Raw genomic sequence first — 25,633 nt, 5'->3', positions numbered from 1 at the left:
TTTTTTTAAGCTTTTTAACAAAATCAAAGCTCCTTGACCAGCGCTATTTCTGGCTGCCTGACATGAAGAATAATATAGTAAAGAACCCTTTCACTTTATCCCAATCATGTTATAATATGAAGTATTCTAACCATTGGCGGCTACCCTTTGCTGAAGCCCCCACCCAAAAGAGACACTCATGACATCACGCAAACTTTTTCTTTTGCCTGGCGATGGTATTGGCATAGAAATCATGGCTGAAATCCCGCCCTTTCTTCATTTCTTAAATCAAACCCTTGGTCTTAATTTTGAATGGGAAGAAGGCTTGGTTGGCGGCGCCGCTTATGATGCTTATGGCTGCCCCATCTCCGAAAACGATATAGCGCGCGCACACGCCGCTGATGCCGTATTGTTTGGGGCTGTAGGCGGCCCAAAATGGGCAGACCTACCCTATGAAAAACGCCCAGAATTAGGGCTATTGCGCCTACGGCAAGAGCTAAAGGTCTATGCTAACCTACGCCCTATCCTGTGCTACAAAGCGCTTGTTGACGCATCTTCCCTCAAACCAGAGCTGGTGGAAGGGCTAGATCTCTTAATCGTCCGAGAACTGACGGGCGGGGTTTATTTTAGTACCCCTAAAGAAATCATTGACTTAGGTTCAGGACAAAAACGAGCTATTGATACCCAAATCTATGAAACATATGAGATTGAACGAATTAGCTCCATTGCCTTTGAACTAGCGCGAAAAAGGCGCCATAAAGTCACGTCCATGGAAAAGCATAACGTTATGAAAACCGGACTTTTGTGGCGGCAAGTTGTTACCAAAATCCACCAAAATAGTTATCCAGATATAACACTTGAACACATGCTTGCTGATTCTGGTACTATGCAGCTTGTCCGGCAACCTAAGCAGTTTGATGTTATCGTCGCCGATAACCTGTTTGGCGATCTTCTTTCTGATATTGCCGCCATGCTCACTGGATCACTTGGTATGCTTCCCTCCGCTTCACTAGGGGCGATTAATCCACTTACCCAAAAGCGCAAAACTATGTATGAGCCCGTCCACGGCTCTGCTCCAGACATAGCTGGAAAAGGGCAAGCCAATCCCATTGCTATGATTGCTTCTCTCGCCATGTGCTTGCGCTATTCATTCCACCTTGATAAGGTAGCAGACCATCTAGAAAAGGCAATTGCTAGTGTTTTAGAAGATGGTCTACGCACTGTGGATTTGTACCGCGGCGCAGGTCAAACTGTTTCAACCTCCCAAATGGGGAAAGCGATCTTTAAGAAATTTCAAAAACTTTATAGTTAATAGCCCACTCACATAATCATAGCAGGAGTTTTATATGGCTTTTAAAGTAGCAGTCCTTGGTGCGACAGGCAATGTTGGACGCGAAATGCTCACCATTCTAGAAGAACGCGGTTTTCCCGCTACGGAAATCATCGCCTTAGCTTCCCGCCGTTCCTTAAATAGCGAAGTCGCTTATGGTGATAAAACTCTAAAAGTAAAAGCGCTTGATCATTATGATTTTTCCGATACTGATATCTGCCTTATGTCTGCAGGCGGCGGCATCGCCCAAGAATGGGCACCTAAAATCGCCGCACAGAATTGTATTGTTATTGATAATTCTTCTGCTTGGCGCTATGATGCCCGCGTGCCGCTTATCGTGCCCGAAGTCAATCCAGAAGCCATTGATGCTGTAAAAGAAAGCCGAATTATCGCTAATCCCAATTGCTCTACAGCCCAATTGGTAGTGGTGCTTCACCCCCTACACAAAATAGCAAAAATCAAACGGGTGATTGTTTCCACTTATCAATCGGTATCGGGGGCGGGCAAAGAAGGGATGGACGAATTGTTTGAGCAATCGCGCGCAGTCTTTGTATCCGACCCCATTTCCCATAAAAAATTCACAAAACGAATCGCTTTCAATGTTATCCCCCATATTGACGCTTTTATGGAAGATGGCTACACAAAAGAAGAGTGGAAAATGATGGCCGAGACAAAAAAAATGCTCGACCCTAAAATCAAACTCACCGCTACAGCTGTACGAGTTCCAGTGTTCATTGGCCATAGTGAAGCGGTTAATATAGAATTAGAAACCCCCTTAAGTGCCGAAGAAGCGCGCACTCTGTTGCGCGACGCCCCCGGCTGTCAAGTGGTTGATAAAAGAGAGGATGGCGGCTATATCACGCCCCATGAATGTGCTGGTGAAGACGATGCCTTTGTCAGTCGTATCCGTGAAGATTACACCGTTGAGAACGGGCTCAGCTTTTGGATCACCTGCGATAATTTGCGTAAAGGTGCCGCCCTTAATGCTGTTCAAATTGCAGAACTGCTGATTGCCCGCGGGCTTATAAAGCCTAAGACAGCGGCAGCCTAACCACCAAGCGTCATTCTGGTTCCTACAAAGAGCTATCGCGTTACTACAATGTAACGATGTTCATTGACATCGTAATCGCGGTCGGGCTGCTTGCTTGGAAAAAGCGGGTTATAAGCAGTTACGACTTTTACAGAAGGTGGGTTATCTGATGTGGCCTTTTGATAAATCACAGCAACATAGTCTTGCGAGCCTGTAGTTCTGTATGGTCTAATGAGTGCCGCTCTTTTTACCGTTTCTCGGCACTCTTTTCTACTGATCCCATTATTTTTCCTATCATAGCGTTTCCCGCAATGAGCAGAAGGCGAAAGAGCATAAGAGCGAACATCAACTACTGGGTGAGCGCTCAAAGCATGTACCTTAGCTTCTGAACGCTTTTCATGAAGATCCCGCTTGTGAAGCGACTCAGGCTTTACTTTAGACGCAAGGACAACTGGCTGGCGTGCAGACACAGCTACGTTACGCGTTGCCACTCCCTCAGGGAGTTTGGCAAAGGATAGCGCTGAACGGTTAGCAACCACACTAGTCTGCACCGCAGGCGTTACAGCTAAAGGCACCTGTGACCTAGCTATAGGTGCATTCTTATAAACCTTGGTCTTCGCCGTATCCGAAGTCTGCTCCTTCACTGGCGCGGATAAAGCAGGTGTTTTTGCTGGGATATCTAAATCGTTCTTAAGTTTCTCTTTGGCATCAATCACAGAAGGCGTTAGCTCTTTTCCTTCATTGCCAAATTTAGGCAAAATATTCTCTGGAACAAGTCCATTCACCACCGAGCGCGCTGTATCTTTCAGTGTCTGCTCTTTTGATAAGGTCGTAACTGCTCCCAGAGTCGCAGCAGAAAAGTTATCGCCCCGTACAAAGCCTATAGCTCCTCCCTTATATTCAATAGAACACCAACTTTTATCCGCAAAGCAGCCATTAATATGTACCCCTTCCCCCTTTGACAAAGTTGTAACCCTTGAAGCCTGTGTAACAGGACTGCTATAGACAGCCATGGGCTTTTCCACAGTCACTGCTGCGATAACGCCCGCAGGCAGTACAAAAACAGCGCCCATAAAAATAGCTTTTAATAAATAACTTCTTTTAAACATAATCTTCCTTCCAACGCTCGCGCCCAAAACTTGCATAGCTCTCGCCTTACATATGAGCTTTACTCCACTTTGGCTCTAAGCGCTGAAAGCCTGTTTGGTTCCTTCATAAATTTTAAAAAATTAAATATGAGGCATTATGGTAGGGCACCCAACAATAATAACCGGCATAGCCCCTATTCTGACAAAGCAAATAGAATAATTTTTTAAAATTTTGCCGATCTTTATATTAAAATTGCGTGTAAAAACACGAAAGTAGATTGTTCCCCCTTGGTTTTTACAAAAATATGAGACACACTAAAAATAAGGCAAAGCGCACTTGCGCCTGCTGAGGCTCTCTCCTTTGGCGTGGAACGCGCCATTAACTTGCATTGTTATTGTCTTAACACCGTCAATGAGTGGTTCAATGACTTCATAAAATAGGATAAAGCACTATGGTTTTTATAAAAATTAAGCACCTTCCCCTTTTAAGCTTTCTGTTATCTTTTAGCCTTTTCATAAGCTCGACCCCCATGGCCTATGCTGAGGATCCTATCAAAATCAAACTCGGAACCATGGAGGGCGAAGAAGCCGATATTTGGAAAGTCGCGGTTGAGCAAGCCAAGAAAGATGGTCTTGATATTGAAATTGTTACCTTTTCCGATTATGCTCTCCCTAATGAAGCACTTAATTCCGGTGACATAGATGCTAATGCTTTCCAGCATAAACCCTATCTAGATGCGCAGATAGAACAGCGAGGGTATAGATTAGCGATTGCCGGCCACACAATGCTCACCCCTATTGGGATTTATTCTCATAAAATCAAAAATATAAAAGATCTGCGCGATGGTTCTATAGTAGGCATTCCAAACGATCCATCTAACGGTGGGCGTGCTCTACGCCTTCTCTCTGACCTTGGTTTAGTTAAATTAAAAAATCCTGATGATGTCTTTGCTACTAAACTAGATATTATCGACAACCCTAAAAAGCTTCAAGTACGTGAACTTGATGCAGGGATTTTGGGGCAAGCTCTCAATGATTTTGATATAGCCATTATCAATACCAATTGGGCGCTCACTGTGGGCCTTGATCCAAATCAAGATGCTCTCCTCTTCGAAAAAGCCCGAAACAACCCCTACGATAATATTATCGTTGTACGCCAACAAGATGCAGATAAGCCTTGGGTTAAAAAGCTTGTCGCTGCCTATCAAAATGAAGTCGTACGCGCAAAAATCAAACAAGTCTTTGGCGCCTCTGCCCAAACATCCTGGTAAGCTTAATGCAAAAAACACCTATCCTATCTTTACAAAACATCAGCCGTAGTTTTTCAAAAACCGCGGCTGTTGATAACCTCTCCCTTAACGTATGGGCGGGGGAAATTTTAGGCATTATCGGCCGTAGCGGCGCTGGTAAGTCTACCCTTATCCGTTGTCTAAACGGCTTAGAAAAAATTGATTCTGGGCGCATTTTACTTGAAGGAATAGATGTCTCGCAATTAAGTGAAACTGGTTGGGCTCCCTACCGCCAACGCATCGGTATGATCTTCCAACATTTCAACCTTCTTGCCAATCAAAACCTACTTGATAACATCGCCCTCCCCCTCAAGCTCGCGGGTGTAAAAAAGCAAAAACGCCATGCCCGTGCGTATGAATTAATTGAACTCGTGGGTCTTTCAGGCAAGGAACACCATTATCCTGCTCAGCTTTCTGGCGGTCAAAAACAACGCGTTGGCATTGCTCGGGCCCTTTCCGCCAACCCTACTCTTTTGCTATCTGATGAAGCCACTTCTGCTCTTGATCCCGAAACAACTCAAGCAATCCTAGAGCTTTTAGCCGACATCAATAAACGGCTTAACCTTACCATTATTCTTATCACCCATGAGATGGAAGTGGTTCAAGCCATTGCAAATCGAGTACTGGTTCTCAACAAGGGTAAAATTATTGAAGAGGGGCCGGTAAAAGAAATTTTTGCCTCTCCGCAAGAAGAAACGACCATAGCTTTGCTACGGCTTGTCACTCCACAATTACCATCAGAATTTGCTCGTAAGCTTAAAAAAGAGGGTAATGAAGCGGTGGTTGAGCTGAATATTTCTGGTGCTATTGCCCGCTCGCCTTTTTTAAGCCTTTTAGAACAAGACACTGGTATAACTGCGCGCATTTTGCACGGCGGCATTGATACAGTTCAAGGAGAAACTATCGGCCGCCTCTTCTTAGGCCTTCCCGCCAATCAACCAGAAAATTTACAAAAGGCCGTTACATGGCTTACTGAAAAAGGTCGCTATTGCGAGGTATTGGGTTATGTATGATGTCATTTTAAGCGAACTCCCAAGAGCCGTTAGAGACACGTTCTTGATGACGGCCAGCGCCTCATTTTTAGCACTGATTTTAGGCTTGCCCATCGGCCTTCTGCTTTATGTTACTGGGCGCAAAAGCCTTTTCCCGTCTATTTTTATCAACCGATCAATAGGTGCGGTTGTTGATAGTTTGCGAGCCATCCCCTTTATCATCCTTGCATTTTATCTCCTACCAATCACGCGCTTTGTAGTAGGTACAGGAGTGGGGATCAAATCGGTAATCTTTATTCTTACTATTTCAGCCACCCCGTTTTACGCGCGCATGGCTGAATTGTCCTTTCGCAATGTTGACCATAACTTAGTAGATGCCATTCGTTCCATGGGAGCAAGTCGTTTGCAAATTGTCACCAATGTGCTTATCCCTGAAGCACGTACAAGTCTGATCACGGGCTTCACAGTTATGATAATCTCACTTATCAGCGCCACCTCTCTCGCAGGTTATCTCGGTGGCGGTGGTTTAGGAGATATGGCTATCCGGTATGGTTATCAACGCTATAACCCTGAGATCATGACAGCGGTCATCATTGTCTTGATCATCCTCAATGTAACTGTACAGTGGTGCGGGGATTGGTTCAGCCATAAATTAGATAAAAGCAAGCGCTAATCTGTTCCATGCCCGTTTTTTACGAAGAAACGAGCATGGATAATAATATTCAACATCTTAATAATACAAAGCTCTTGTATAAACTTTTGATTCATGGTCTTAATATAGATAAAATCCGTAATTTATATAGATATATGAGGGAGGGCTTTCTTCATGGGGAACACACATCTTGAACTTGACTCATATTGGATGCCCTTTACTGCCAATCGTCAATTTAAAAAAGCGCCGCGCTTATTAGCGAGCGCGGAGGGCGTGTATTACTCTGATATATCTGGCCATAAATTGATTGATGGTACCTCCGGTTTATGGTGTGTCAATGCTGGGCACGCACGAGCAGAAATCGCTCAAGCTGTAGGTGAACAGCTATTAAAGCTCGACTACGCCCCAAATTTTCAATTGAGCCACCCCATCGCCTATGAATTTGCCAATCGCCTTGTGGCTGCGGCACCTGGAGGGAAAGAAGCAAAGCTTAACCACGTATTCTTTACCAATTCCGGTTCTGAATCGGTCGATACGGCTTTGAAAATTGCCATTGCTTACCATCATGCGCGTGGTGAAACAGGCCGCCGTCATCTAATTGGGCGAGAAAAAGCCTACCACGGAGTAGGCTTTGGCGGCATTTCCGTAGGAGGACTTGTAAATAATCGACGCGTTTTCCCTCAATTGCCCGCAAGCCATTTACGCCATACGCTTAATATCGAAAAAAATGCCTTTAGTCGAGGGCTCCCCACCTATGGGATTGAATTGGCCGATGATCTTGAGCGTATCGTAGCATTAAATGGGGCCGAAACTATTGCGGCCGTCATCATTGAGCCCCTTGCGGGCTCGGCCGGGGTCATTTTACCACCCAAAGGTTATTTGCAAAAAATACGTACTCTGTGTGATCGTTACGGTATCCTACTCATTTTTGATGAGGTAATCACTGGTTTTGGACGCCTTGGAGCGCCCTTTGCTACGGATTATTTTGGGGTTTTCCCCGATATTGTCACCACCGCCAAGGGCTTGACCAACGGAGCCATACCTATGGGAGCCGTATTTGTGCACGAAACCATTTACCAAACCGTGTTACAGGGGCCTGAAAACCAAATCGAATTATTCCACGGCTACACCTATTCTGGTCATCCTGCCGCCTGCGCAGCAGGACTTGCCGCACTTAATATTTATCAACAAGAAAACCTCTTGACCCTATCTCAAGATCTACTTGATTATTGGCAAGATAGCGTCTTCAGCCTGAAAGACCTTTCTCCTATTATTGATATTCGCTGTCTAGGCCTTGTAGCAGCAATCGAATTTGCCCCGCGCCCCCAAGCTGCGAGCCAACGCGGCTATGAAGTTTTTTTAGATTGTTTTAACAACGGCGCCTTAGTCCGCCAAACTGGAGATGTGATTGCTCTCTCTCCGCCGCTTATTATTGAAAAAAATCACATCGATGCACTAATCACCCGCCTTAATGATGCCATAAAACGTCTTTCTTAAGCGATTGCACTGGGGGAAGTGAACTTGCCCCTAAAGCAGTCATCTAAACCGTTTAAATAAACGGATAAGAATAAAGAAAGGAAGCACTAGAGCTGCACCAAAAAGAATAGATTGAAAGATTTTGTAAAAAAAGCCAAGACCTATATGAAATAGGCTCTCTCCAAAAGCATAAAGACCTAGAAAGATATCTATAGGCGTAGCATTAACAGATACCATAATGACCCCTATGATAAACGATAAAAATAAAAGCTTAAAAATAAGGCGGATAGACCTACCTCCTTGGAAAGACCGTTTATATTTTGCCATTGAGATCCCGTTTTTTACCTTTAACGTAAGAAAAATGCACTCCCCCAGCTTCAAATGGGGAGCATCTATAAAAATAGTTAGATAGAAATCTAATCGACGGCAAGAGGGAAAGCTATAGAAATATCACCTCGCTACAAAAAGGGCGGCACAATAAAAATGGAAAAAAAACACCACATTTCAGTATCTAGAAATGATAGAGATTTGGAAAATAAATTGGTTGTTTTATAAAATATCTTGACAAGATGATAGTATAATTATATTTTTTATAGGTTACTGAATGGAGGGCATGTATTATGTTTGTAGGAATTCCATTAGCTTTTCTCTATTACATTATGCATGGTTACGGCTATCTGTAATGTATCCCAACTCAAAGATCTACGCAGAGGTGTTAATATGATTGCTTTATATGCTTTAATTACGATTAGTTTACTACCATCACTTTTGGGTCTGTAAATAAACGTCCAAAACCGACGAAGGATCAGTCTGAGCTCCTGTTTAGACTGATTTTTTGTATCTATTAATAGATGTAAAATTTCTTCAAATTATTGAAGGTATAAAAAAATTCTTATCGTAATTCTAGGCTTTATTATAATGTTGCCTTATATCGGCAAGGGTGATCTTTCCTATATATGCTCACCATATTATCAGATAAGAATGACTAATGCTTAATCTAAAGTCCAGTCTTTACCCTTGAAACTCAGGCGCAACTTACGTGCCTCTTAATTGTAGTAAATCATTCAAATACAGTTCGTAAAAGGTGCTTATTATTAGCATTTGTAGCTTATAAATTTGTTCCCTAAAATTACTGGAGTAATAATACAAGAAATTTTCTGAATATAGCTATAAAGGTTCAGCTTATCTTTGCCCTCCTACTAACTACTCATTGACCAAGAAGCGTTTCCATGGCCTTATAAAGGCTATGATCTAACTTGGATAAATGGCTGGATAAAATGAACAAAAATTTTTCTGCTTTGCGTAATAATGTGAATATGCTTGGTAAAATGCTGGGTGAGACCATTAAACAAGCCTTGGGTGATGCGGCTCTTGATCGAGTAGAAACCATACGCAAATTATCAAAGTCATCATGGATCGGCACCGACAACCACCGTGAAGAATTAGTAAAAACCTTACAGGGTTTAGCTGATGATGAATTATTACCCGTTGCCCGCGCCTTTAGTCAATTTTTAAATTTAGCCAATACAGCCGAACAATACCACACTATTTCCCCCCACAGTGAGGAAGCAGATCCTCTTACAATCATCAACCAAACTTTCCAGAAATTAAAAAATGCTTCCTTCTCTCCCGATGAAATAAAACAGGCAATTAATACTTTATCCTTAGAATTAGTGCTCACCGCTCATCCAACCGAAATCACCCGCCGTACCTTGATCCATAAAATGGTTGAAATGAATGCTTGCCTTAAACAATTAGATAATCCTATTCTAAGTAAGCAAGAGCATCAAATATTGTTTGATCGTCTCCGCCAATTGATCGCCCAAGCTTGGCATACCAATGAAATTCGTCAACAGCGCCCTAGCCCTCTAGATGAGGCAAAATGGGGCTTTGCCGTTGTCGAAAACAGCTTGTGGGAAGGGGTTCCCCGTTACCTGCGTACCCTCAACAAACAATTATATGATCACTTTCAATATACTCTTCCAATCGATTCTGCCCCCATACGCTTCATTACATGGATGGGGGGTGATCGCGATGGTAATCCCAGTGTCACTGCTGGTATCACCCGCCGCACTCTATTTTTAAGCCGCTGGAAGGCCATTGACCTTTTTTTACAGGATATTCAAACGCTTATTTCAGAACTATCTATGACAAACTGTAGCGATGCTTTGCAAGCCTTAGTGGGAGAGACAGGGCGGACAGAACCTTATCGTTTTATCTTAAAACAATTGCGCGAAAAGCTTCTCAGCACCCAAAGATGGCTTGAAGCTCAATTAATGGGTAAGGCGTTGCCTACCCCCGCCGATCTTATTGATGATAATGCCCAGATATGGGAGCCACTTCATGCTTGTTATCAATCACTTACTTCTTGCGGGATGGAGATCATTGCCCAAGGCTCTCTTCTGGATACCTTGCGGCGAGTAAAATGTTTTGGTGTCTTCCTCATGCGAATGGATATTCGCCAAGAAAGTAGCCGCCACACACAAGCCCTTTCAGAAATTACGCATTATTTAGGACTGGGCGATTATGATCATTGGTCAGAAGCGGAAAAGCAAGCATTTTTATTACGTGAATTAGACGCCAAGCGGCCGCTTTTACCTTACCGATGGGCGCCCAGCTCTGCCACAAGTGAAGTTTTGGATTGCTGTCGGATGATAGCGCAAGCTCCTGAAGGGGCGATCGCCACCTATATCATTTCTATGACTAAGGCCCCATCTGATGTTTTAGCTGTACAATTATTGCTCAAAGAAGCAGGGCTCGCCCGCCCTTTACCTATAGTACCGCTCTTTGAGACCTTAAACGACCTTAATAACGCTGAAAGCGTAATAAGCCAACTTTTCGCAATTGATTGGTACCGTAAAGCAACCAACGCTCAACAAATGGTAATGATTGGCTATTCTGATTCAGCCAAAGACGCGGGCGTAATGGCGGCCTCTTGGGCCCAATACCGCGCTCAAGAAGCGCTCATAAGCTTCTGTGAAAAAGCAAATATCCACCTCACTCTCTTTCATGGACGTGGCGGTTCTATCGGCCGTGGGGGAGCGCCCGCTTATGCTGCTTTGCTATCTCAGCCTCCTGGCAGTTTAAAAGGAGGGATTAGAGTAACAGAGCAAGGCGAAATGATACGCTTCAAATATGGACTACCAGAAATAACAATGCGTAGTTTGGCTCTTTATACCTGCGCAAGTCTTGAGGCAAATCTGTTGCCGCCTCCAGCGCCTAAGGAGCAATGGCGTGCTATTATGGATGAGTTATCAACGCTTTCTTGTGCCTTCTATCGGCGCTATGTTCAAGAGGATAAAAATTTTGCTCACTATTTTCGCGCAGCCACGCCTGAGCAAGAATTAAGTAAGCTAGCGCTTGGATCTCGACCCAGCAAACGTTGCTCTAATGGTGGTATTGAATCCTTACGTGCCATTCCTTGGATTTTTGCTTGGACTCAAAATCGCCTCATGTTACCCGCTTGGCTTGGGGCAGGCCACGCTTTAAAAAAGGTGATGGCCGCTGACAAACAAAAAATCCTCGAAACCATGATATGTGAATGGCCATTTTTTGCTACCCGACTAGCTATGTTAGAAATGGTTTTTTTCAAAGTTGATTTCTGGCTTGCAGAATATTACGATAAACGCCTAGTCTCACCTACCTTACAGCCACTAGGTCAAGAATTGCGTGCCGTTTTAAAAGAAGACATCCAAACCGTCCAAAGTCTTGCATCTACGAACTACCATATTACAGATTTTCCTTGGGTTTCAAAATCCATCCAATTACGCAATATTTATACCGACCCCCTCCATCTCTTACAGGTAGAACTACTCCACCGTGTCCGTAACCACCAAAAAGCTGGTCACGCACCCGCTGCCTATCTGGAGCAGGCTCTCATGGTCACCATCGCTGGTATCGCTGCTGGCATGCGCAACACGGGGTAAGGCTAATATAATCCCATGCTCTCAACCGCGAGAAAATAGAAAATTTGTGCCCCTAGCCCATCCATACCTTATCTCTACCTAATCATAAGTAAAATCACTCTTAGAAACTCATACGCTCGTCATAACAGCAACCATCCCCTTAAATAATCGAAAAACCATTCCTATTTAACGAGTTTTACTCTAGATACACGAAAACCATGAGTAATTTTATGACACATGATCTATTTTCTTTTGAGCCCCCGCCCTCTCCCAAATACCTTTCCTTAGCAGAAGGTGCCATTTTGTTGCGTGGCCGTGCAAAAGCGACCGCCACTGCTCTTATTAACACGATTACAACTATCAGCGAGGGCGCCCCCTTTCGCCATATGATAACCAATAATGGGTTCTCCATGTCCGTAGCAATGACCAATTGTGGCCAAAAAGGCTGGGTAAGCGATAAAAACGGATATCATTATACAAAAATTGACCCCATCACTGGCAAAGCTTGGCCCCCAATGCCAGATTATTTCTTCAACCTTGCCCAAGCTATGGCTTTAGAAGCGGGGTATCAAAATTTTTATCCCAATAGTTGCTTAATCAATCAATACAGACCAAAAAGCCGCCTATCCCTCCACCAAGATAAAGATGAAGGCGATACGTCTCAGCCCATAGTCTCTATTTCGCTTGGCCTGCCTGCTCTCTTTCAATTTGGCGGCCCCACACGCAAGAGTCCCTACAGATCCTATTGCCTTCACCATGGTGATGTCGTGGTTTGGGGTGGTTCTTCGCGCCTTTTCTTCCATGGAATACGCCCCCTACAAGACGGTCTTCACCCTCTGCTCGGAGCCCAACGCTTAAACCTAACATTTCGCTTTGTTTCTTAGGTTCCATGACTACTTATCAATGAATGGTCAAAACTAAACTCTATACCACTTCTTGACAATTTATCCAATCTCCCGGCCTTACCTCGCCTGTTTGGTAGAAATGGCGAATCCATTTCACATAAGCAGCAAAATCTTTATTTTCTTCCACCAGCCGGTTGACGGTATTCCAATCAACAGCGTCACGCTCTTTGGCTGGAATGATGATCTGACTATCACAGGGCATATCAACGTTAAGTTGGATAAGCCCGATCCCATGAAGCGCTGAAAGAATACGCAATTCTTTCAGCGTGTCAGTCCCATTAATCTGAGCCGCAACAAAATAGCCAAAATTAGCCCAAGAAGAATTACTTACCGTTTGAAAAAAAGCTTCGCGCACGTTCGAACGATTTATCAAAACCTTTACCTCAAACGACCAAAGCTTGGTTTTTTTATCGCCATATTGTTGCACACAGTGCTTTACCTCACCTTGCCACTCAGCGCTCAACTCTTCCAATCCAACAAGATCAGGATACAGCCATTTATTTCCCCCAGGTCCGTGCATATTACGCGAACGTTTTTCATCAATACGCTTGCTATAAATCCTTAACTCCGACCATAAAAATTGAGCCAATGGTTCATAAAGTGCATGTTCGCGATAAGATTGGGAGACAAGAGCAGAAGTAGAAGACGGAAGCCGCGTTTCTGCTTCCATAACTTCTGCTTGATCTGTTTCTTGGCTATAATAATAAAGCCTTGGGCGCCCTTCAGTCACCCTAACCGCAGGATAGCGCTTTTGTAACAGAAGCCTCCGTGCAGCAATCTCACGGCTAATCTGGTGGATCACACTAGCATCCGTATTTAAAGGAATAACCTTCGCTTTAGAGCGCTTTTGTTTATTGCGGCATTCCTGAGGATAAGTATCAAAAATCCATTGGGCGATAGCGGCACCAGAAAATTTTTCTCCCGAGCGCTTTTCTAAAAAAGCCGCGATTTTAGGCAATAAATTCATTAACCCTCACCCTATATTATAAATACACTAGAAGCATAAAATCATAAATCATAGCGTAAAACAATATAGGCAAGCAACAACCATACGGCTACTATAAACGTTTAAACATTTTTCAAATTGGCCTTGTGCTCCACCACCAATGCTTTTGGATCCGTCTCATGCAATATCTGACTCGTTACCATCCCAGCTGTCATAGATCCACTCACATTCAATGCGGTACGACCCATATCAATCAGCGGCTCAATTGAAACTAAAAAGGCTACTAACGTAACAGGAAACCCCATAAGCGGAAGAACGATCAAAGCAGCAAAGGTCGCGCCACCACCTACCCCCGCCACGCCGATTGAACTTAAAGTTACCACACCCAAAAGGCTTAACAACCACAAAGGATCTAAAGGATAAATACCAAAACTTGGTGCAATCATCGTCGCTAACATAGCAGGATAAAGACCCGCGCAGCCATTTTGTCCAATGGTGGCGCCGAAGGAAGCCGCAAAGGAAGCAATAGATACAGGCACGCCCAACCTTTGAGTTTGAACTTCAATGCTTAAAGGGATAGTTGCTGCACTTGAACGACTAGTAAAAGCGAACAATAAAACGGGCAAAACCTTTTCAAAAAAACGCCTCGGATTCACACCGCTTGCCAATAAAATGCCACCATGCACTAAAAACATCACGGCCATAGCAAAATAAGAGGCTAAAATAAAAGTACCTAGCTTTAAAAGCTCACCCGCATTTGATGTTGCGGTAACTTGTGTAATCAAAGCAAAAACCCCATAGGGCGTAAAACCTATGATCAAACGTACCAATCGCATAACAAGGGATTGCAAAATATCTACAGCGGCTATAACTTTTTTCCCTGTCTCAGGATCATCCTTTACCAAACGTAGAGTAGCAACCCCCAAAAGGGCCGCAAAAATTGCCACGTTAATTACCGCGGTAGGCTGCGACCCTGTTAAAGATGCAAAGGGGTTTTGGGGAATAAATGATAAAATAAATTGCGGGACAGTCAATTGGGCAAGACTCGGCAAATAGTGGCTTTCTAGCGCCCCCAAACGAGCCGTTTCTGCTGCACCCAGAACCAATCCATCAGCTCGCAACCCAAAGAGCATCACCGCGATAACCCCTAGAAAAGCAGCGATAAAGGTAGTGACCAAAAGGGTTCCAATTGTTAAGACACTGATCTTCCCTAAAGAAGCTACAGAATAAAGCCGCGCTACAGCCGAAAGAATTGCCGTGAATAGCAAAGGCATAATCACCATTTGTAGCAGCGCAATGTAGCCACGCCCCACAATGTTAAACCACTCTAAACTTTGCACTAAAACTGTATGGCCACGCCCATAAATCCCTTGCAAGGCAAAGCCGAAAACAATCCCTAGAACAAGGCCAAATAGAACGCGCTGTGCTAAGCTCCAGTGCTTTGGAACGCACCAGTATAGAATAGCCAACAGGATAACAAAAATAAAGAGGGTGATAAAAAAGCTCCACCCCATGAACCATCTCCTCATAAAAGTGTTTATTAAACGTCAAAAAACCCATTATAGAAGAAATAGCAACGGAGCAAAGACCACAGAAACACAGAAAAAGGCATAATAATAGAAATAATTTCTAAAAATTACGCGATTTATATAAAAAAATGCATAATTTTTTAAAATATTCCATCTATATAGAAAATCTATCAACGAGGAGAGCTCAGATCTTTTCTTCTACATTTATGCTAGACAATAGGTTATGGATAGGCTCCGCTATCTTATGGTGCATGTCTGGGCGGGCCAAAGCAAAGGCTACATTCGCTTCAATAAAGCCAGCTTTCGAGCCACAATCAAAAGTCCTCCCTTCGAAGGCATAGCCATAAAAGGCCTGTTGATCCGCCAAGCGCAACATAGCATCGGTGAGTTGAATTTCATTACCCGCCCCCATTTGCTGGGTAGCAAGGATGTCAAAAATTTCTGACTGCAGTATATAGCGGCCGTTAATATAAAAATTGGAAGGTGCAGTGCCTAAAGCTGGCTTTTCCACCATTTGAGTAATATGAAACCCATGAGCAATAGGTGCTCCTTGGCCAACGATCCCGTATTTATGGGCGTCTTCTGGATCGCATTCTTGCACCGCTACCACGTTGCCCCCCCCAGTTTCGTTGTAAAGACGCACCATTTCTGATAAACAACCATGGCGCGATTGCATCACCATATCAGGCAATAAAAGTGCAAAAGGCTCTTCCCCCACCAATTCACGCGCGCACCATACTGCATGGCCAAGACCCAAAGGCTGCTGCTGACGCGTAAAAGACGTACTGCCTGGTGTGGGTTGCAGATCTTGCAAATAAGCAAGCTGAGCATCTTTTCCACGCTCAGATAGATTATTATAAAGCTCAACCTGGGCATCAAAATAATCTTCAATCACAGCTTTGTTGCGACCAGTCACAAAAATAAAATGCTCAATCCCCGCCTCCAAAGCCTCATCCACAACATATTGAATTACCGGCTTATCAACAATAGGCAGCATTTCCTTAGGAATCGTCTTGGTTGCAGGCAAAAAACGGGTTCCAAGTCCCGCAACGGGGAAAACAGCTTTGCGGATTTTACGCACAGGGCCACTCCTTAATACTATTAATTTTTTAAATATGTAATCTTAGCAAACGCTTTGTCAAAAAATCAGCCTAGCTTTTTCGCTTAAAAATTGAAATAGTAAGAAGATTAGAATTTTCCAAACAAGCAAGAATTAAGCCAAAATCTTCAGATAACGCCACTGAGGTTAACCACAAAAAAGATTTATCCTCAATAAACCTCAAAAATTTTGGATGATTTTCATGACCCAAGCAACGCAGAACCATCATCTCTCTTTCCTAAACACGCGCAGGCATTTTCTAGCAAGCGCAGGAGCCTTACTTACCATCTCTCTTGCAGCAAAAATTGCCTTAGCCAGCAAAATGCCAATCGCCGAGAATGAAGATTTTTCCCGCTGGCTCATACAGTTCTCAAAAAAAGCTAGGGCAGCTGGCATCACCCAAAAAACCTTGAACCAAGCCTTTGCAAACATCCAAAGCCCCAACGTACTGGTTCTGCAAAAGGCGAGCGTCCAACCCGAGTTTACAGGCCCCGCTTGGCGCTATTTTGACGTACGAATCAACGATTACGCCACCGCAAAAGGCCAGGAGCTCAGCCAAATATGGGATCCTTGGCTTAAAAAGATTGAACAAAAGTTTAGCGTTGATCGTCACATTCTATTAGCCATATGGTCCATGGAAACCAGCTATGGCGAAGCAATGAAGCGCCATGATATTATGATAGATACTATAAGCGCTCTTGCTACCCTTGCTTATGCCGATCCAAAGCGCCGCAATTTTGGGCAAACACAATTATTGGCAGCCCTTAAAATTTTACAAAATGGAGCTATTGATCGTTCTCATCTCACTGGATCCTGGGCTGGTGCTATGGGGCACACACAGTTCATCCCCACCACTTATTTAGCTTATGGCGTGGATATGGATGGCGATGGGCGATGCAATATTTGGTCCTCTATCCCCGACGCTCTAGCAAGTAGCGCCAATTTATTAAAACAAAATCGTTGGCAAAGTGGGCACCCTTGGTTTTATGAAATCATATCACAAGGCCAGCTTCCAGCCCAAGGCACAACAAAAAACTTGAGAGAATGGCAAGAGCTTGGCTTTCAGCCAGCTGATAGCGAGCATTTTGCCTTCCCAGAAGATGCTGCAACGCTCCTCATCCCCGATGGAGCGGAAGGGCCTTTATTCTTAGTTTGCAATAATTTTTATAGCCTAAAACGCTACAATAACTCGGATCGATATGCTCTTGCTGTTGGAATTTTAGCCAACAAAATAGCTGGAAAGCAAGGGATTGTTCGTGACTGGCAACGGCCTTTGACAAGCCTCTCCAAAGAAGAAAAAAAAGAATTGCAAAGCCGTTTGGCACAAGCAGGCTATTATCAAGGTGAAATTGACGGAAAAATCGGTAATGGCTCTATCCAAGCCATCAAAGTCTTTCAAAAAGCCCAAGATCTGCTTCCGGACGGCTATCCAAGCAAACAGGTACTTGAGAGATTGCGCCAAACTCAATAAAATTTAGGAGATGCGCGCTCCTCATCTATGGAATCAAGCATATCTTCAGAAAGACCAAAATGGTGGCCAATCTCATGAACCAAAATATGAGCTATGATATCGCCCAAAGTTTCTTCATTTTCGCTCCAGTAATCTAAAATTGGCCGCCGAAACAAGATAAGTAAATTGTTCTTCGTCTCTGGTATCATAGAAAAGCGCGACCCAAGACCCTTACCCTCAAACAAACCCAAAAGCTCAAAGGGCGATTCTAAGCCCATATCATCCATAATTGGCTCACTTGGGAAATCGACAATACGAATCGTCAAATCTCGGCAAAGATTCTGAAATTGAACGGGCAATTGAGAAAAACTTTCATAAACTAACGATTCAAGCTCATCCAAACTAGGGGCAAAACGGAATGCCCAATCACCGCTGCGATTTAATCGCGCCATATATTCACCTATGATTATGGTTTAACCCCAGCCTATCAACCCAAGTTCAAGTAAAATCAGGACTGAAACATAAATCTCAACGGATTAGACCCGAGAACCCTGTTAGCAATTTTTTACAAACAGCATTAGATTGTTTTGCCTAGCTAAATTCACATCGTCAAGCCTATTTAAGAAACAATCGCTGCAAAGTGGCAAGTAATAGCCTTTCCTTGCCACTTGCATGAATTATTAGGTAACACTTTCTAAATACGATGCACCCAAAAGACCGCCCTCCACGCCGCCTTACAATCCTCTACTTTGAATCATCGCTGCCGGTGAAGGCATACGACCTCGGAAGGCACTATAAAGCTCTTGTGCGTCGCGGCTGCCGCCAGCGCCATAAATATAGGTTTCTAAACGCTGAGCAACCTCAGAATTAAATACATCTCCTGTCTCTTGAAAAGCTTTAAAAGCATCGGCCTCCAAAACCTCCGCCCACATATAGACATAGTAGCCAGCTGCATAGCCATCATCACTAAAGAGGTGAGAAAAATGCGAAGCGCGGTGATAAAGCTCTAGGGTCGCAGGACTCCCGAGCCCTTGCAAAATTTCACGCTCCGTATCCAGAATATTATCTATCTTCTCCCTTTGATGCAGAGCCATATCTAATAGAGCTGAGCCAAGATATTGCAATGAATCCCGCCCTGCACTGAATTTTTTGGCCTCAACTAGCGCGTCTCGCAAAACAGAAGGCATCGGATCGCCCGTTTCATAATGCGTAGCATAAACCTCCAAAACTTCTGGTGTTTTTAGCCAATTTTCATAAAGTTGCGAAGGCAACTCAACGAAATCACGCACCACTTCAGGACCAGAGATAGACGGCCAAGTAACATTTGAAAGCAATCCATGCAAAGCATGACCAAATTCATGAAAAAGCGTGGTTGCATCATCAAAGGATAAAAGCGCTGGCCCACCAGCGGCTGGTTTAGCAAAATTACAAATATTATAAACAATAGGGCGCGCCCCACCCGCAAGCTTATGCTGCGTCTGCAAAACATTCATCCATGCCCCTTGGCGTTTAGAAGGACGCGCGAAATAGTCACCAATAAAATGCCCGCAAAGGCTACCATCAGCTCTTTTCACGACCCATAAACGCGCATCCTGATGCCAAAGCGGAGCGGCGGGAACTTCTTCGAAAGATAAGCCAAATAATTTATTGGCTGTAGAAAAAGCTGCTGCTATGATTTGATCTAGCGAGAGATAGGTTTTTACCACATTGCTATCAAGCGCAAAGCGTTTCACACGTAATTTCTCACTGTAATAAGGCCAGTCCCAAAGCGCGAGAGGCTCGTTCACACCTTCTGCCCGCATAAATTCCTGCAGTTGCATCGCTTCTTCTTGGAATTTGGTTTGAGCGCGCTCCCAGATCGGCATCAAAAGATTATAGACGGCCTCTGGGGTCTTAGCCATATTTTCCGCCACGGAGAAAGCAGCATAATTTTCATATCCCAACAAACGCGCACGTTTATGACGCAAAGACAAGATCTCATTAATAAGAGCGCAATTATCATATTCATCGCCGTTAGCACCACGCTTTTGCCAAGCTTTCAAAACTATCTCGCGCGCTAGACGGCTATGAGCAAAAGACATAAAGGGCGCCACCATTGAGCGCTCAAGCCGCAGCGCATAATGCTCGTTTTTTCCTTCTGTCTGTGCTAGAGTCCGCATGCTGTGAACAAGGTCATCCGGCAAGCCTTCCAGAGCTTCTTTCTTAAACCATAAAAGATTTTTTGCCGCTTCTTTAACAAGATTTTCAGAAAAGCGTGTGTGCAAAGACGTCAATCGCTCTTGGATTGCAGCTAAGCTCTCTTTATCTTGCGGCGATAATTGCGCCCCGTTGCGAATAAAGCTTTTATGCATATTATGCAAAAGGTGGGCGGTTTCTTCATCTATGCCCGCCTCTGAAACCACTTTATAGAGCTTTTCAACCTTGGTGAAAAGCCGCGGATCCATCATCACTTTAGAACTATAGCGTGATAATTTAGGCATGAAGGCGGCTTTGATTTCTGCTAATTTATCATTAGTATGCGCACCCACACAGGCCCAAAACGCTAATAAAGGCTTTTCTAAAGCTACATTGATCACCTCAAAAGGTAAAAGAAAATTTTCAACTGTAGGTTCCTCATGGCTTGCGGCCAGCGCTTCCATCGCCGCCTCTGCCTTGTCTAAGGCCGCATCCAAAATAAATTGATAATCTTCATCACTTATTTTTGTAAAATCAGGCAAGCCAGCCGCCGCGTGCCATTCTGGTAGGCATGTAGCAATCATATGATCCATAGTTCCCTCGTGTCATCTCAATATCGTAAATGCTCTACCATAACCCAATGCACCCCCCTTGAACAGATACAATTGCTTGCAAGCTAAAAGAAGAACTACATATAATCATGAAACATGCTGGGTACTTCATAGTTTATAATCAACGTTATAAAAAACAAATATAACATTAATTTAAGGCTTGACTTTTCTAAACAAATGATACCATGACCTCTCAATAAGCCGCGCTGCCCCTTCATATTTGCTCCTTTAAAACTGAGAAAAGGAACCATATCATGGCTGGAACCCAAATTTCATTCGAGACCAAAAAGCTAGCTGCTGAGGCGCTTGCCGAACGTTTGAGCAGTTTGCATTTTGCTGACTCGATTGATATCATTAATAGTATAAGCTTCGAAGAGCGAATAAACCTCTTTCATATTCTCCGGCTAGACTATGCAGTTGAGCTTTTTGATAAACAAGAACTCTTCCAACGCGCGGAAATTCTAGGGCTATTACCCATTGAACGAGCGGTTGAAATCCTAGATGGTATGTCCGCCGATGAAGCAGTAGATGTTTTCCAAGAACTCAGTGAAGAAGTACGAACACGGCTTTTCGCTTTACTCAAGCCGCTTACCCGTGCTGAATTAAAAAAGCTCAGTAGTTATCCTGACCATACCGCAGGCGCTTTAATGACCACTGAATTCATCGCTGTACCAGCCAATTGGACGGTAGGAGAAACCCTTAACCATATTCGCAAGGTTGAACGCACACGAGAGACAGTTTATGCAAGCTATGTAATCGACCCTAAAAATAGCACCTTGCTTCGGGCGGTAACTTTACGCAATCTGATTTTGGCAGACCTAAACGATAGCGTATTACAAGCAGCAAAGACCAGCGAACCCATTACCATTTCTCCCCTAACAGATCAAAAAGAAGTGGCGCGTTTGTTTCGCCGCCACGATCTTTTATCGGTTCCAGTTGTCGATGACCGCCACCACGTTATAGGCATTGTCACAGTGGATGATGTCCTCGACTCTATGGCCGAAGAAATGAACGAAGACACTTATCGCTTCGGGGGTATGGAAGCGCCTGACCGCCCCTATACGCAAATCGGCTTTTTTGATATGATCAGAAAACGCGGTGTTTGGTTGGCGATCTTATTTATTAGTGAAATGCTCACTGCGAGCGCCATGCAATATTATGAAAATGAACTAGAAAAAGCCATTGTCCTAACGCTTTTCATTCCCCTTATCATGAGCTCAGGCGGGAATTCCGGCTCACAAGCCACCTCACTTATCATTCGAGCCTTAGCGTTACGCGAACTAAAACTAAAAGACTGGTGGCGGGTCGCTCTGCGAGAACTCCCTACTAGCGCTGCCCTTGGGGCCATGCTTGGAATAATCGGTATAGTTCGGATCATCGCTTGGCAAAAATTGGGGATTTATGACTATGGAGAGCACTGGTTTTTGATCGGCCTCACCATTTGTTGCACGCTTATTGGCATCGTAGTTTTTGGCTCCCTTGCTGGCTCTATGTTACCTTTTATCCTCAAATCTTTGGGTTTTGATCCCGCCAGTGCATCAGCACCCTTTGTCGCCACACTGGTTGATGTAACAGGAATTGTTATCTATTTTTCCGTGGCCGCCCTCATCCTTTCCGGCACCTTATTATAGATTGCAAAGGTTCGTATTACCACAAAAAGGGGGCATCTTAAGACCACCCCCTTTCTTTTTGGTTCTTTCATATGACCTCACCCCTTTTAAAAGCCTAAAAAAGCCTGTAAAAGAAAACTAAGAAACGAGATAGGACTCCCTATCTTTGATGAAATTCCAGCTATGAAAAGAAAAATCTATGCAATTGCGCAATATTGCCATCATTGCCCACGTTGACCATGGCAAAACCACCCTCGTTGATGGACTGCTCAAACAATCCGGTAACTTTCGTGATAACCAACGCACAAGCGAAAGGATGATGGATTCCAACGATATCGAGAAAGAGCGCGGTATCACCATTCTGGCCAAAGCCACATCAGTAGTTTGGAAAGACACGCGTATTAACATTGTTGACACCCCAGGGCACGCCGATTTTGGTGGTGAAGTTGAACGCATTTTAAGTATGGTGGACGGTGCTATTGTTTTGGTCGATGCCGCTGAAGGCCCCATGCCACAAACCAAATTTGTAGTGAGTAAAGCCTTAAAAGTAGGTTTACGCCCCATTGTCGCTATCAATAAAATTGATCGCCCTGACGCCCGTGCTGATGAAGTGATCAATGAAGTATTTGATCTTTTTGCCGCCCTTGATGCCAATGATGCGCAATTGGACTTTCCCATTCTCTACGGCTCAGGGCGTGATGGCTGGATGGCAGAAAGCCCCGATGGCCCGAAAGAAAACGGCCTTGCCCCTCTATTCGACCTTGTAACGCGCCATGTACCCGCGCCTCAAATGGCTGAAGGTCCCTTCCGGATGATCGGGACTATTTTAGAAGCAGACCCCTTTCTTGGCCGAATCATCACTGGGCGCATCCACTCGGGTCTTGTCAAACCCAATCAAACTATTAAAGTCTTGGGGCAAGATGGAAAAATATTAGAAACAGGGCGTGTCTCAAAGATCTTAGCCTTTCGCGGACTTGAGCGCCAAGCTGTAGAAGAAGGTGTAGCAGGCGATATCATTGCCATTGCAGGCTTACAAAAAGGTACCGTCGCTGATACTTTCTGTGACCCATCAGTTGTTGAGCCCTTAGCCGCCCAGCCCATTGACCCACCAACCGTTACAATGAGCTTTTTAGTCAATGATAGCCCGCTCGCAGGAACCGAGGGTGATAAGGTCACAAGCCGCGTCATTCGCGACCGCTTATTGAAAGAAGCTGAAGGGAATGTTGCTCTCAAAATTGAAGAATCCGCTGACAAAGACTCTTTCTATGTCTCTGGACGCGGAGAGTTACAATTAGCTGTTCTGATTGAAAATATGCGTCGTGAAGGCTTTGAATTAAGTGTTTCGAGGCCACGTGTTGTCATGCATAAGGATGAAAATGACAATTTGCTTGAACCTATCGAAGAGGTTGTAATAGACGTTGACGAAGAATATTCAGGCACAGTGGTGCAAAAAATGTCTGAACGTAAGGGCGAAATGGTCGAATTACGCCCCTCTGGTGGCAATCGTGTACGTTTGGTTTTTTATGCTCCCACCCGCGGCCTTATCGGCTATCAATCCGAATTATTAACTGACACACGCGGAACAGCCATTATGAACCGGCTATTCCATGCCTATGAACCTTATAAAGGCGAGATTGCAGGCCGTGTTAATGGCGTATTGATCTCTAACGACAATGGCGAAGCGGTGGCTTATGCCTTGTTTAATCTTGAAGATCGAGGCCCTATGGTAATTGATGCTGGTGTCAAAGTTTATCAAGGAATGATTATCGGCATCCACTCACGTGATAACGACCTTGAGGTTAATGTGCTCAAGGGTAAAAAACTCACCAATATTCGAGCAGCCGGGAAAGATGAAGCCGTCAAGCTTACCCCACCAATCAAAATGACCCTAGAACGCGCCCTTTCATGGATTCAAGACGATGAACTCGTTGAGGTCACACCCAAAAATATTCGCCTGCGCAAACTCTACCTCGACCCCAATGAACGCAAGCGTTTTGGAAAATCCCGTGGAGCGGGTATTATTTAGAGTGTTATGATCACCAACCGTTTTTGAAAGGATAGCAAATGAATATTGATGCAATAGAAATTGGCAACAACCCACCAGAAGATGTCAACGTTGTGATTGAAGTATCCATCGGTGGTGAACCCATAAAATATGAAATGGATAAAAAATCGGGTGCCCTCTTCGTTGATCGTTTTCTGCATACCCCTATGGTCTATCCTGGCAATTATGGCTTTGTCCCAGGCACTTTATCGGAAGATGGTGACCCTATTGACGTACTAGTATGCAATACGCGTCCGCTCTTGCCAGGATCTGTAATTAATGTACGGCCAATTGGGGCTTTGATCATGGAAGATGATGGTGGTCAAGATGAAAAGATCATAGCGGTGCCGAGCCCAAAAATGACTCAACGTTATGTCAACATCCACGATTACACAGAACTGCCTGAAATTACGCGCAAACAGATCGAGCATTTCTTTGAACATTACAAAGACTTAGAGCCTGGAAAATGGGTAAAGATTGATGGCTGGCGAGATGAAGATTTTGCCCGGGAGTTGATTAAACAAGCCATTCAGCGGGCCAAAAAAGCTTAAATCCTTGCCCTAAAACCCGCAAGAAATAAAATATAGCCATGCCGTTATTAACTGGCATGGCTATATTTTTAGACTAATACCCAACCGCCTTCCATGAGTCTCAATAATCTCTATTTAGCTAGTAAAGAAAGGCGGTTTAATAAAACTTCATCCCATTCTGTAAGCCTTACTTGCTTATAACGCGCAGTAGCGCCGCTCACAAGAGTCAATGTGGTTATCGGCAGTTTCCATTGTTTAGAAAGCAATTGTAAAAGCGCCTTATTAGCCTTACCATCTTCAGCCACTGCTCGTACCCTCGCTATAAGATAGGCTTTACCCTCAGTGCCGTAAGCCACACCACCAAGGCCGTTTTGTGACGCTTTGGGGGTTAACCTAATGCAAATGATTAATTGCTCCCCGTTGATGCGATAGAAGTTAGGCTTCAAAAATAAAACCCCGCATAAATACGCCACATAAAAATACGCAAGATATGGATAATAAAAAACGCCACCATTGGTGAAATATCAATTGGCCCTAGATCAGGCAATATCCGCCGTATCGGCATCAAAATAGGTTCACAGGCTTGGTAGAGGAAACGGCCGATCAATCGAACAATTTTGTTATACGGATTTATAATCTGAAAGCTATACAACCAAGAAAATACCACATTGGCGATTAAAATAATGACATAAAGGTTTAAAACCGTATCAACACCAGAAAGGAGCGCGTAAATCATTCAATCCTCATTCCCCCCTAATAAATCCATTTATTTTACGATAAAACATTCCATTCATCGCTCGCCTATAAGCGGCCAATCAATAGATGACACACCTATGAAAATCACCATAAGCGGCTTTCATATAAAGGTTACCTCAGTAATATGTCCAGTCTTAAATAGATAGATAGGGGGGCTGCAATAAAGGCTTTGCCCAGAAGGGATAAGATAAAAAGCCTTATACGCGTTTTTTACAAGCAAAGGCGAAGTAGCGATTA

20 protein-coding genes are annotated in these 25,633 nt (G+C 44.0%); 12 read left to right on the top strand and 8 right to left on the bottom strand.

Translation table 11 applies throughout. The features are described from left to right. Positions 1–178: 178 nt before the first annotated feature. Both leuB and ACK28X_RS06135 read left to right on the top strand, forming a co-directional pair. Entirely contained in the window at positions 179–1,291 is a 1,113-nt protein-coding gene (gene leuB, locus ACK28X_RS06140; RefSeq protein ID WP_412057535.1) for a 3-isopropylmalate dehydrogenase, read from the top strand. 34 nt (positions 1,292–1,325) lie between these two features. Continuing rightward, complete coding sequence (locus ACK28X_RS06135; protein WP_412057534.1) at positions 1,326–2,360, top strand: aspartate-semialdehyde dehydrogenase; 1,035 nt, start codon at positions 1,326–1,328, stop codon at positions 2,358–2,360. Positions 2,361–2,392: 32 nt separating this feature from the next. On the opposite strand, the gene ACK28X_RS06130 is transcribed toward ACK28X_RS06135, so the two are convergent. Then, a complete protein-coding gene (locus ACK28X_RS06130; RefSeq protein ID WP_412057533.1) occupies positions 2,393–3,448 on the bottom strand; it encodes an SH3 domain-containing protein in 1,056 nt (351 codons plus the stop codon). Between the two features lie 509 nt (positions 3,449–3,957). Between ACK28X_RS06130 and ACK28X_RS06125 the strand changes: the two genes are divergently transcribed. The 6 genes from ACK28X_RS06125 to alkB all read left to right on the top strand — a co-directional run bounded on the left by ACK28X_RS06125 (position 3,958) and on the right by alkB (position 12,625). Next, complete coding sequence (locus tag ACK28X_RS06125; RefSeq protein WP_412057532.1) at positions 3,958–4,698, top strand: MetQ/NlpA family ABC transporter substrate-binding protein; 741 nt, start codon at positions 3,958–3,960, stop codon at positions 4,696–4,698. A 5-nt stretch (positions 4,699–4,703) separates the two neighbouring features. After that, positions 4,704–5,729 (top strand): methionine ABC transporter ATP-binding protein, encoded by a 1,026-nt coding sequence (locus ACK28X_RS06120; protein ID WP_412057531.1) that lies wholly within the window; start codon positions 4,704–4,706, stop codon positions 5,727–5,729. Then, positions 5,722–6,381 (top strand): methionine ABC transporter permease, encoded by a 660-nt coding sequence (locus ACK28X_RS06115; RefSeq protein ID WP_412057530.1) that lies wholly within the window; start codon positions 5,722–5,724, stop codon positions 6,379–6,381. The genes ACK28X_RS06120 and ACK28X_RS06115 overlap by 8 nt, the downstream gene beginning before the upstream one ends. A gap of 153 nt (positions 6,382–6,534) precedes the next feature. Further along, the gene (locus ACK28X_RS06110; protein ID WP_412057529.1) at positions 6,535–7,857 is read left to right on the top strand and encodes an aspartate aminotransferase family protein; all 1,323 of its coding nucleotides are present in this window, start codon (positions 6,535–6,537) and stop codon (positions 7,855–7,857) included. 1,256 nt (positions 7,858–9,113) lie between these two features. Then, entirely contained in the window at positions 9,114–11,762 is a 2,649-nt protein-coding gene (gene ppc, locus ACK28X_RS06105) for a phosphoenolpyruvate carboxylase (RefSeq protein ID WP_412057528.1), read from the top strand. Positions 11,763–11,971: 209 nt separating this feature from the next. Beyond that, entirely contained in the window at positions 11,972–12,625 is a 654-nt protein-coding gene (gene alkB / locus ACK28X_RS06100) for a DNA oxidative demethylase AlkB (protein ID WP_412057527.1), read from the top strand. Positions 12,626–12,665: 40 nt separating this feature from the next. Here the strand turns inward: alkB and ACK28X_RS06095 are convergent, their stop codons facing one another. The 3 genes from ACK28X_RS06095 to galU form a co-directional block, all read right to left on the bottom strand. Next, positions 12,666–13,613, bottom strand: a complete 948-nt coding sequence (locus ACK28X_RS06095; RefSeq protein WP_412057526.1) for a COG2958 family protein — start codon at positions 13,611–13,613, stop codon at positions 12,666–12,668. 101 nt (positions 13,614–13,714) lie between these two features. Next, entirely contained in the window at positions 13,715–15,106 is a 1,392-nt protein-coding gene (locus ACK28X_RS06090) for an L-cystine transporter (protein ID WP_412057525.1), read from the bottom strand. 199 nt (positions 15,107–15,305) lie between these two features. After that, a complete protein-coding gene (gene galU / locus ACK28X_RS06085) occupies positions 15,306–16,202 on the bottom strand; it encodes a UTP--glucose-1-phosphate uridylyltransferase GalU (RefSeq protein ID WP_412057524.1) in 897 nt (298 codons plus the stop codon). A 220-nt stretch (positions 16,203–16,422) separates the two neighbouring features. Between galU and ACK28X_RS06080 the strand changes: the two genes are divergently transcribed. Beyond that, on the top strand, positions 16,423–17,691 hold the full coding sequence (locus tag ACK28X_RS06080; RefSeq protein WP_412057523.1) for a lytic murein transglycosylase: 1,269 nt from the start codon (positions 16,423–16,425) through the stop codon (positions 17,689–17,691). Here the strand turns inward: ACK28X_RS06080 and ACK28X_RS06075 are convergent. Together ACK28X_RS06075 and ACK28X_RS06070 are read right to left on the bottom strand one after the other, a co-directional pair. Further along, complete coding sequence (locus tag ACK28X_RS06075; RefSeq protein WP_412057522.1) at positions 17,685–18,122, bottom strand: metallopeptidase family protein; 438 nt, start codon at positions 18,120–18,122, stop codon at positions 17,685–17,687. The two genes, ACK28X_RS06080 and ACK28X_RS06075, sit on opposite strands and share 7 nt — an antisense overlap. Before the next feature lie 282 nt (positions 18,123–18,404). After that, entirely contained in the window at positions 18,405–20,429 is a 2,025-nt protein-coding gene (locus ACK28X_RS06070; protein WP_412058298.1) for a M3 family metallopeptidase, read from the bottom strand. A gap of 281 nt (positions 20,430–20,710) precedes the next feature. On the opposite strand from ACK28X_RS06070, the gene mgtE reads away from it, so the two are divergent. The 3 genes from mgtE (at position 20,711) to ppa (ending at position 24,661) form a co-directional block, all read left to right on the top strand. Beyond that, positions 20,711–22,087 carry a magnesium transporter gene (gene mgtE / locus ACK28X_RS06065; RefSeq protein ID WP_412057521.1) on the top strand — a complete coding sequence of 459 codons (1,377 nt, stop codon included), beginning with the start codon at positions 20,711–20,713 and terminating at the stop codon, positions 22,085–22,087. A 178-nt stretch (positions 22,088–22,265) separates the two neighbouring features. Then, positions 22,266–24,092, top strand: a complete 1,827-nt coding sequence (gene typA / locus ACK28X_RS06060) for a translational GTPase TypA (protein ID WP_412057520.1) — start codon at positions 22,266–22,268, stop codon at positions 24,090–24,092. A gap of 38 nt (positions 24,093–24,130) precedes the next feature. Beyond that, the gene (gene ppa, locus ACK28X_RS06055; protein ID WP_412057519.1) at positions 24,131–24,661 is read left to right on the top strand and encodes an inorganic diphosphatase; all 531 of its coding nucleotides are present in this window, start codon (positions 24,131–24,133) and stop codon (positions 24,659–24,661) included. Between the two features lie 110 nt (positions 24,662–24,771). Here ppa and ACK28X_RS06050 read toward each other — a convergent pair whose 3' ends face one another. Both ACK28X_RS06050 and ACK28X_RS06045 read right to left on the bottom strand, forming a co-directional pair. Then, positions 24,772–25,086 carry a DUF167 domain-containing protein gene (locus ACK28X_RS06050; RefSeq protein WP_412057518.1) on the bottom strand — a complete coding sequence of 105 codons (315 nt, stop codon included), beginning with the start codon at positions 25,084–25,086 and terminating at the stop codon, positions 24,772–24,774. Next, positions 25,083–25,376 (bottom strand): YggT family protein, encoded by a 294-nt coding sequence (locus ACK28X_RS06045; RefSeq protein ID WP_412057517.1) that lies wholly within the window; start codon positions 25,374–25,376, stop codon positions 25,083–25,085. Before ACK28X_RS06045 ends, ACK28X_RS06050 begins: the two co-directional genes overlap by 4 nt. Between the last annotated feature and the right edge of the window lie 257 nt (positions 25,377–25,633).

This window comes from Bartonella sp. DGB2 (assembly GCF_046843095.1).
GTDB lineage: Bacteria > Pseudomonadota > Alphaproteobacteria > Rhizobiales > Rhizobiaceae > Bartonella.
The sequence above is the reverse complement of the archived record's forward strand: the minus strand, read 5'-3'. Positions and strand labels throughout refer to the sequence as shown.

What these genes read in the sequence shown, in the direction of transcription:
- leuB (WP_412057535.1), top strand. Translation starts at nt 179, where the DNA reads ATGACATCACGCAAACTTTTTCTTTTGCCTGGCGATGGTATTGGCATA.
- ACK28X_RS06135 (WP_412057534.1), top strand. Translation starts at nt 1,326, where the DNA reads ATGGCTTTTAAAGTAGCAGTCCTTGGTGCGACAGGCAATGTTGGACGC.
- ACK28X_RS06130 (WP_412057533.1), bottom strand. Translation starts at nt 3,448, where the DNA reads ATGTTTAAAAGAAGTTATTTATTAAAAGCTATTTTTATGGGCGCTGTT.
- ACK28X_RS06125 (WP_412057532.1), top strand. Translation starts at nt 3,958, where the DNA reads ATGGCCTATGCTGAGGATCCTATCAAAATCAAACTCGGAACCATGGAG.
- ACK28X_RS06120 (WP_412057531.1), top strand. Translation starts at nt 4,704, where the DNA reads ATGCAAAAAACACCTATCCTATCTTTACAAAACATCAGCCGTAGTTTT.
- ACK28X_RS06115 (WP_412057530.1), top strand. Translation starts at nt 5,722, where the DNA reads ATGTATGATGTCATTTTAAGCGAACTCCCAAGAGCCGTTAGAGACACG.
- ACK28X_RS06110 (WP_412057529.1), top strand. Translation starts at nt 6,535, where the DNA reads ATGGGGAACACACATCTTGAACTTGACTCATATTGGATGCCCTTTACT.
- ppc (WP_412057528.1), top strand. Translation starts at nt 9,114, where the DNA reads ATGAACAAAAATTTTTCTGCTTTGCGTAATAATGTGAATATGCTTGGT.
- alkB (WP_412057527.1), top strand. Translation starts at nt 11,972, where the DNA reads ATGACACATGATCTATTTTCTTTTGAGCCCCCGCCCTCTCCCAAATAC.
- ACK28X_RS06095 (WP_412057526.1), bottom strand. Translation starts at nt 13,613, where the DNA reads ATGAATTTATTGCCTAAAATCGCGGCTTTTTTAGAAAAGCGCTCGGGA.
- ACK28X_RS06090 (WP_412057525.1), bottom strand. Translation starts at nt 15,106, where the DNA reads ATGGGGTGGAGCTTTTTTATCACCCTCTTTATTTTTGTTATCCTGTTG.
- ACK28X_RS06080 (WP_412057523.1), top strand. Translation starts at nt 16,423, where the DNA reads ATGACCCAAGCAACGCAGAACCATCATCTCTCTTTCCTAAACACGCGC.
- ACK28X_RS06075 (WP_412057522.1), bottom strand. Translation starts at nt 18,122, where the DNA reads ATGGCGCGATTAAATCGCAGCGGTGATTGGGCATTCCGTTTTGCCCCT.
- ACK28X_RS06070 (WP_412058298.1), bottom strand. Translation starts at nt 20,429, where the DNA reads ATGATTGCTACATGCCTACCAGAATGGCACGCGGCGGCTGGCTTGCCT.
- mgtE (WP_412057521.1), top strand. Translation starts at nt 20,711, where the DNA reads ATGGCTGGAACCCAAATTTCATTCGAGACCAAAAAGCTAGCTGCTGAG.
- typA (WP_412057520.1), top strand. Translation starts at nt 22,266, where the DNA reads ATGCAATTGCGCAATATTGCCATCATTGCCCACGTTGACCATGGCAAA.
- ppa (WP_412057519.1), top strand. Translation starts at nt 24,131, where the DNA reads ATGAATATTGATGCAATAGAAATTGGCAACAACCCACCAGAAGATGTC.
- ACK28X_RS06045 (WP_412057517.1), bottom strand. Translation starts at nt 25,376, where the DNA reads ATGATTTACGCGCTCCTTTCTGGTGTTGATACGGTTTTAAACCTTTAT.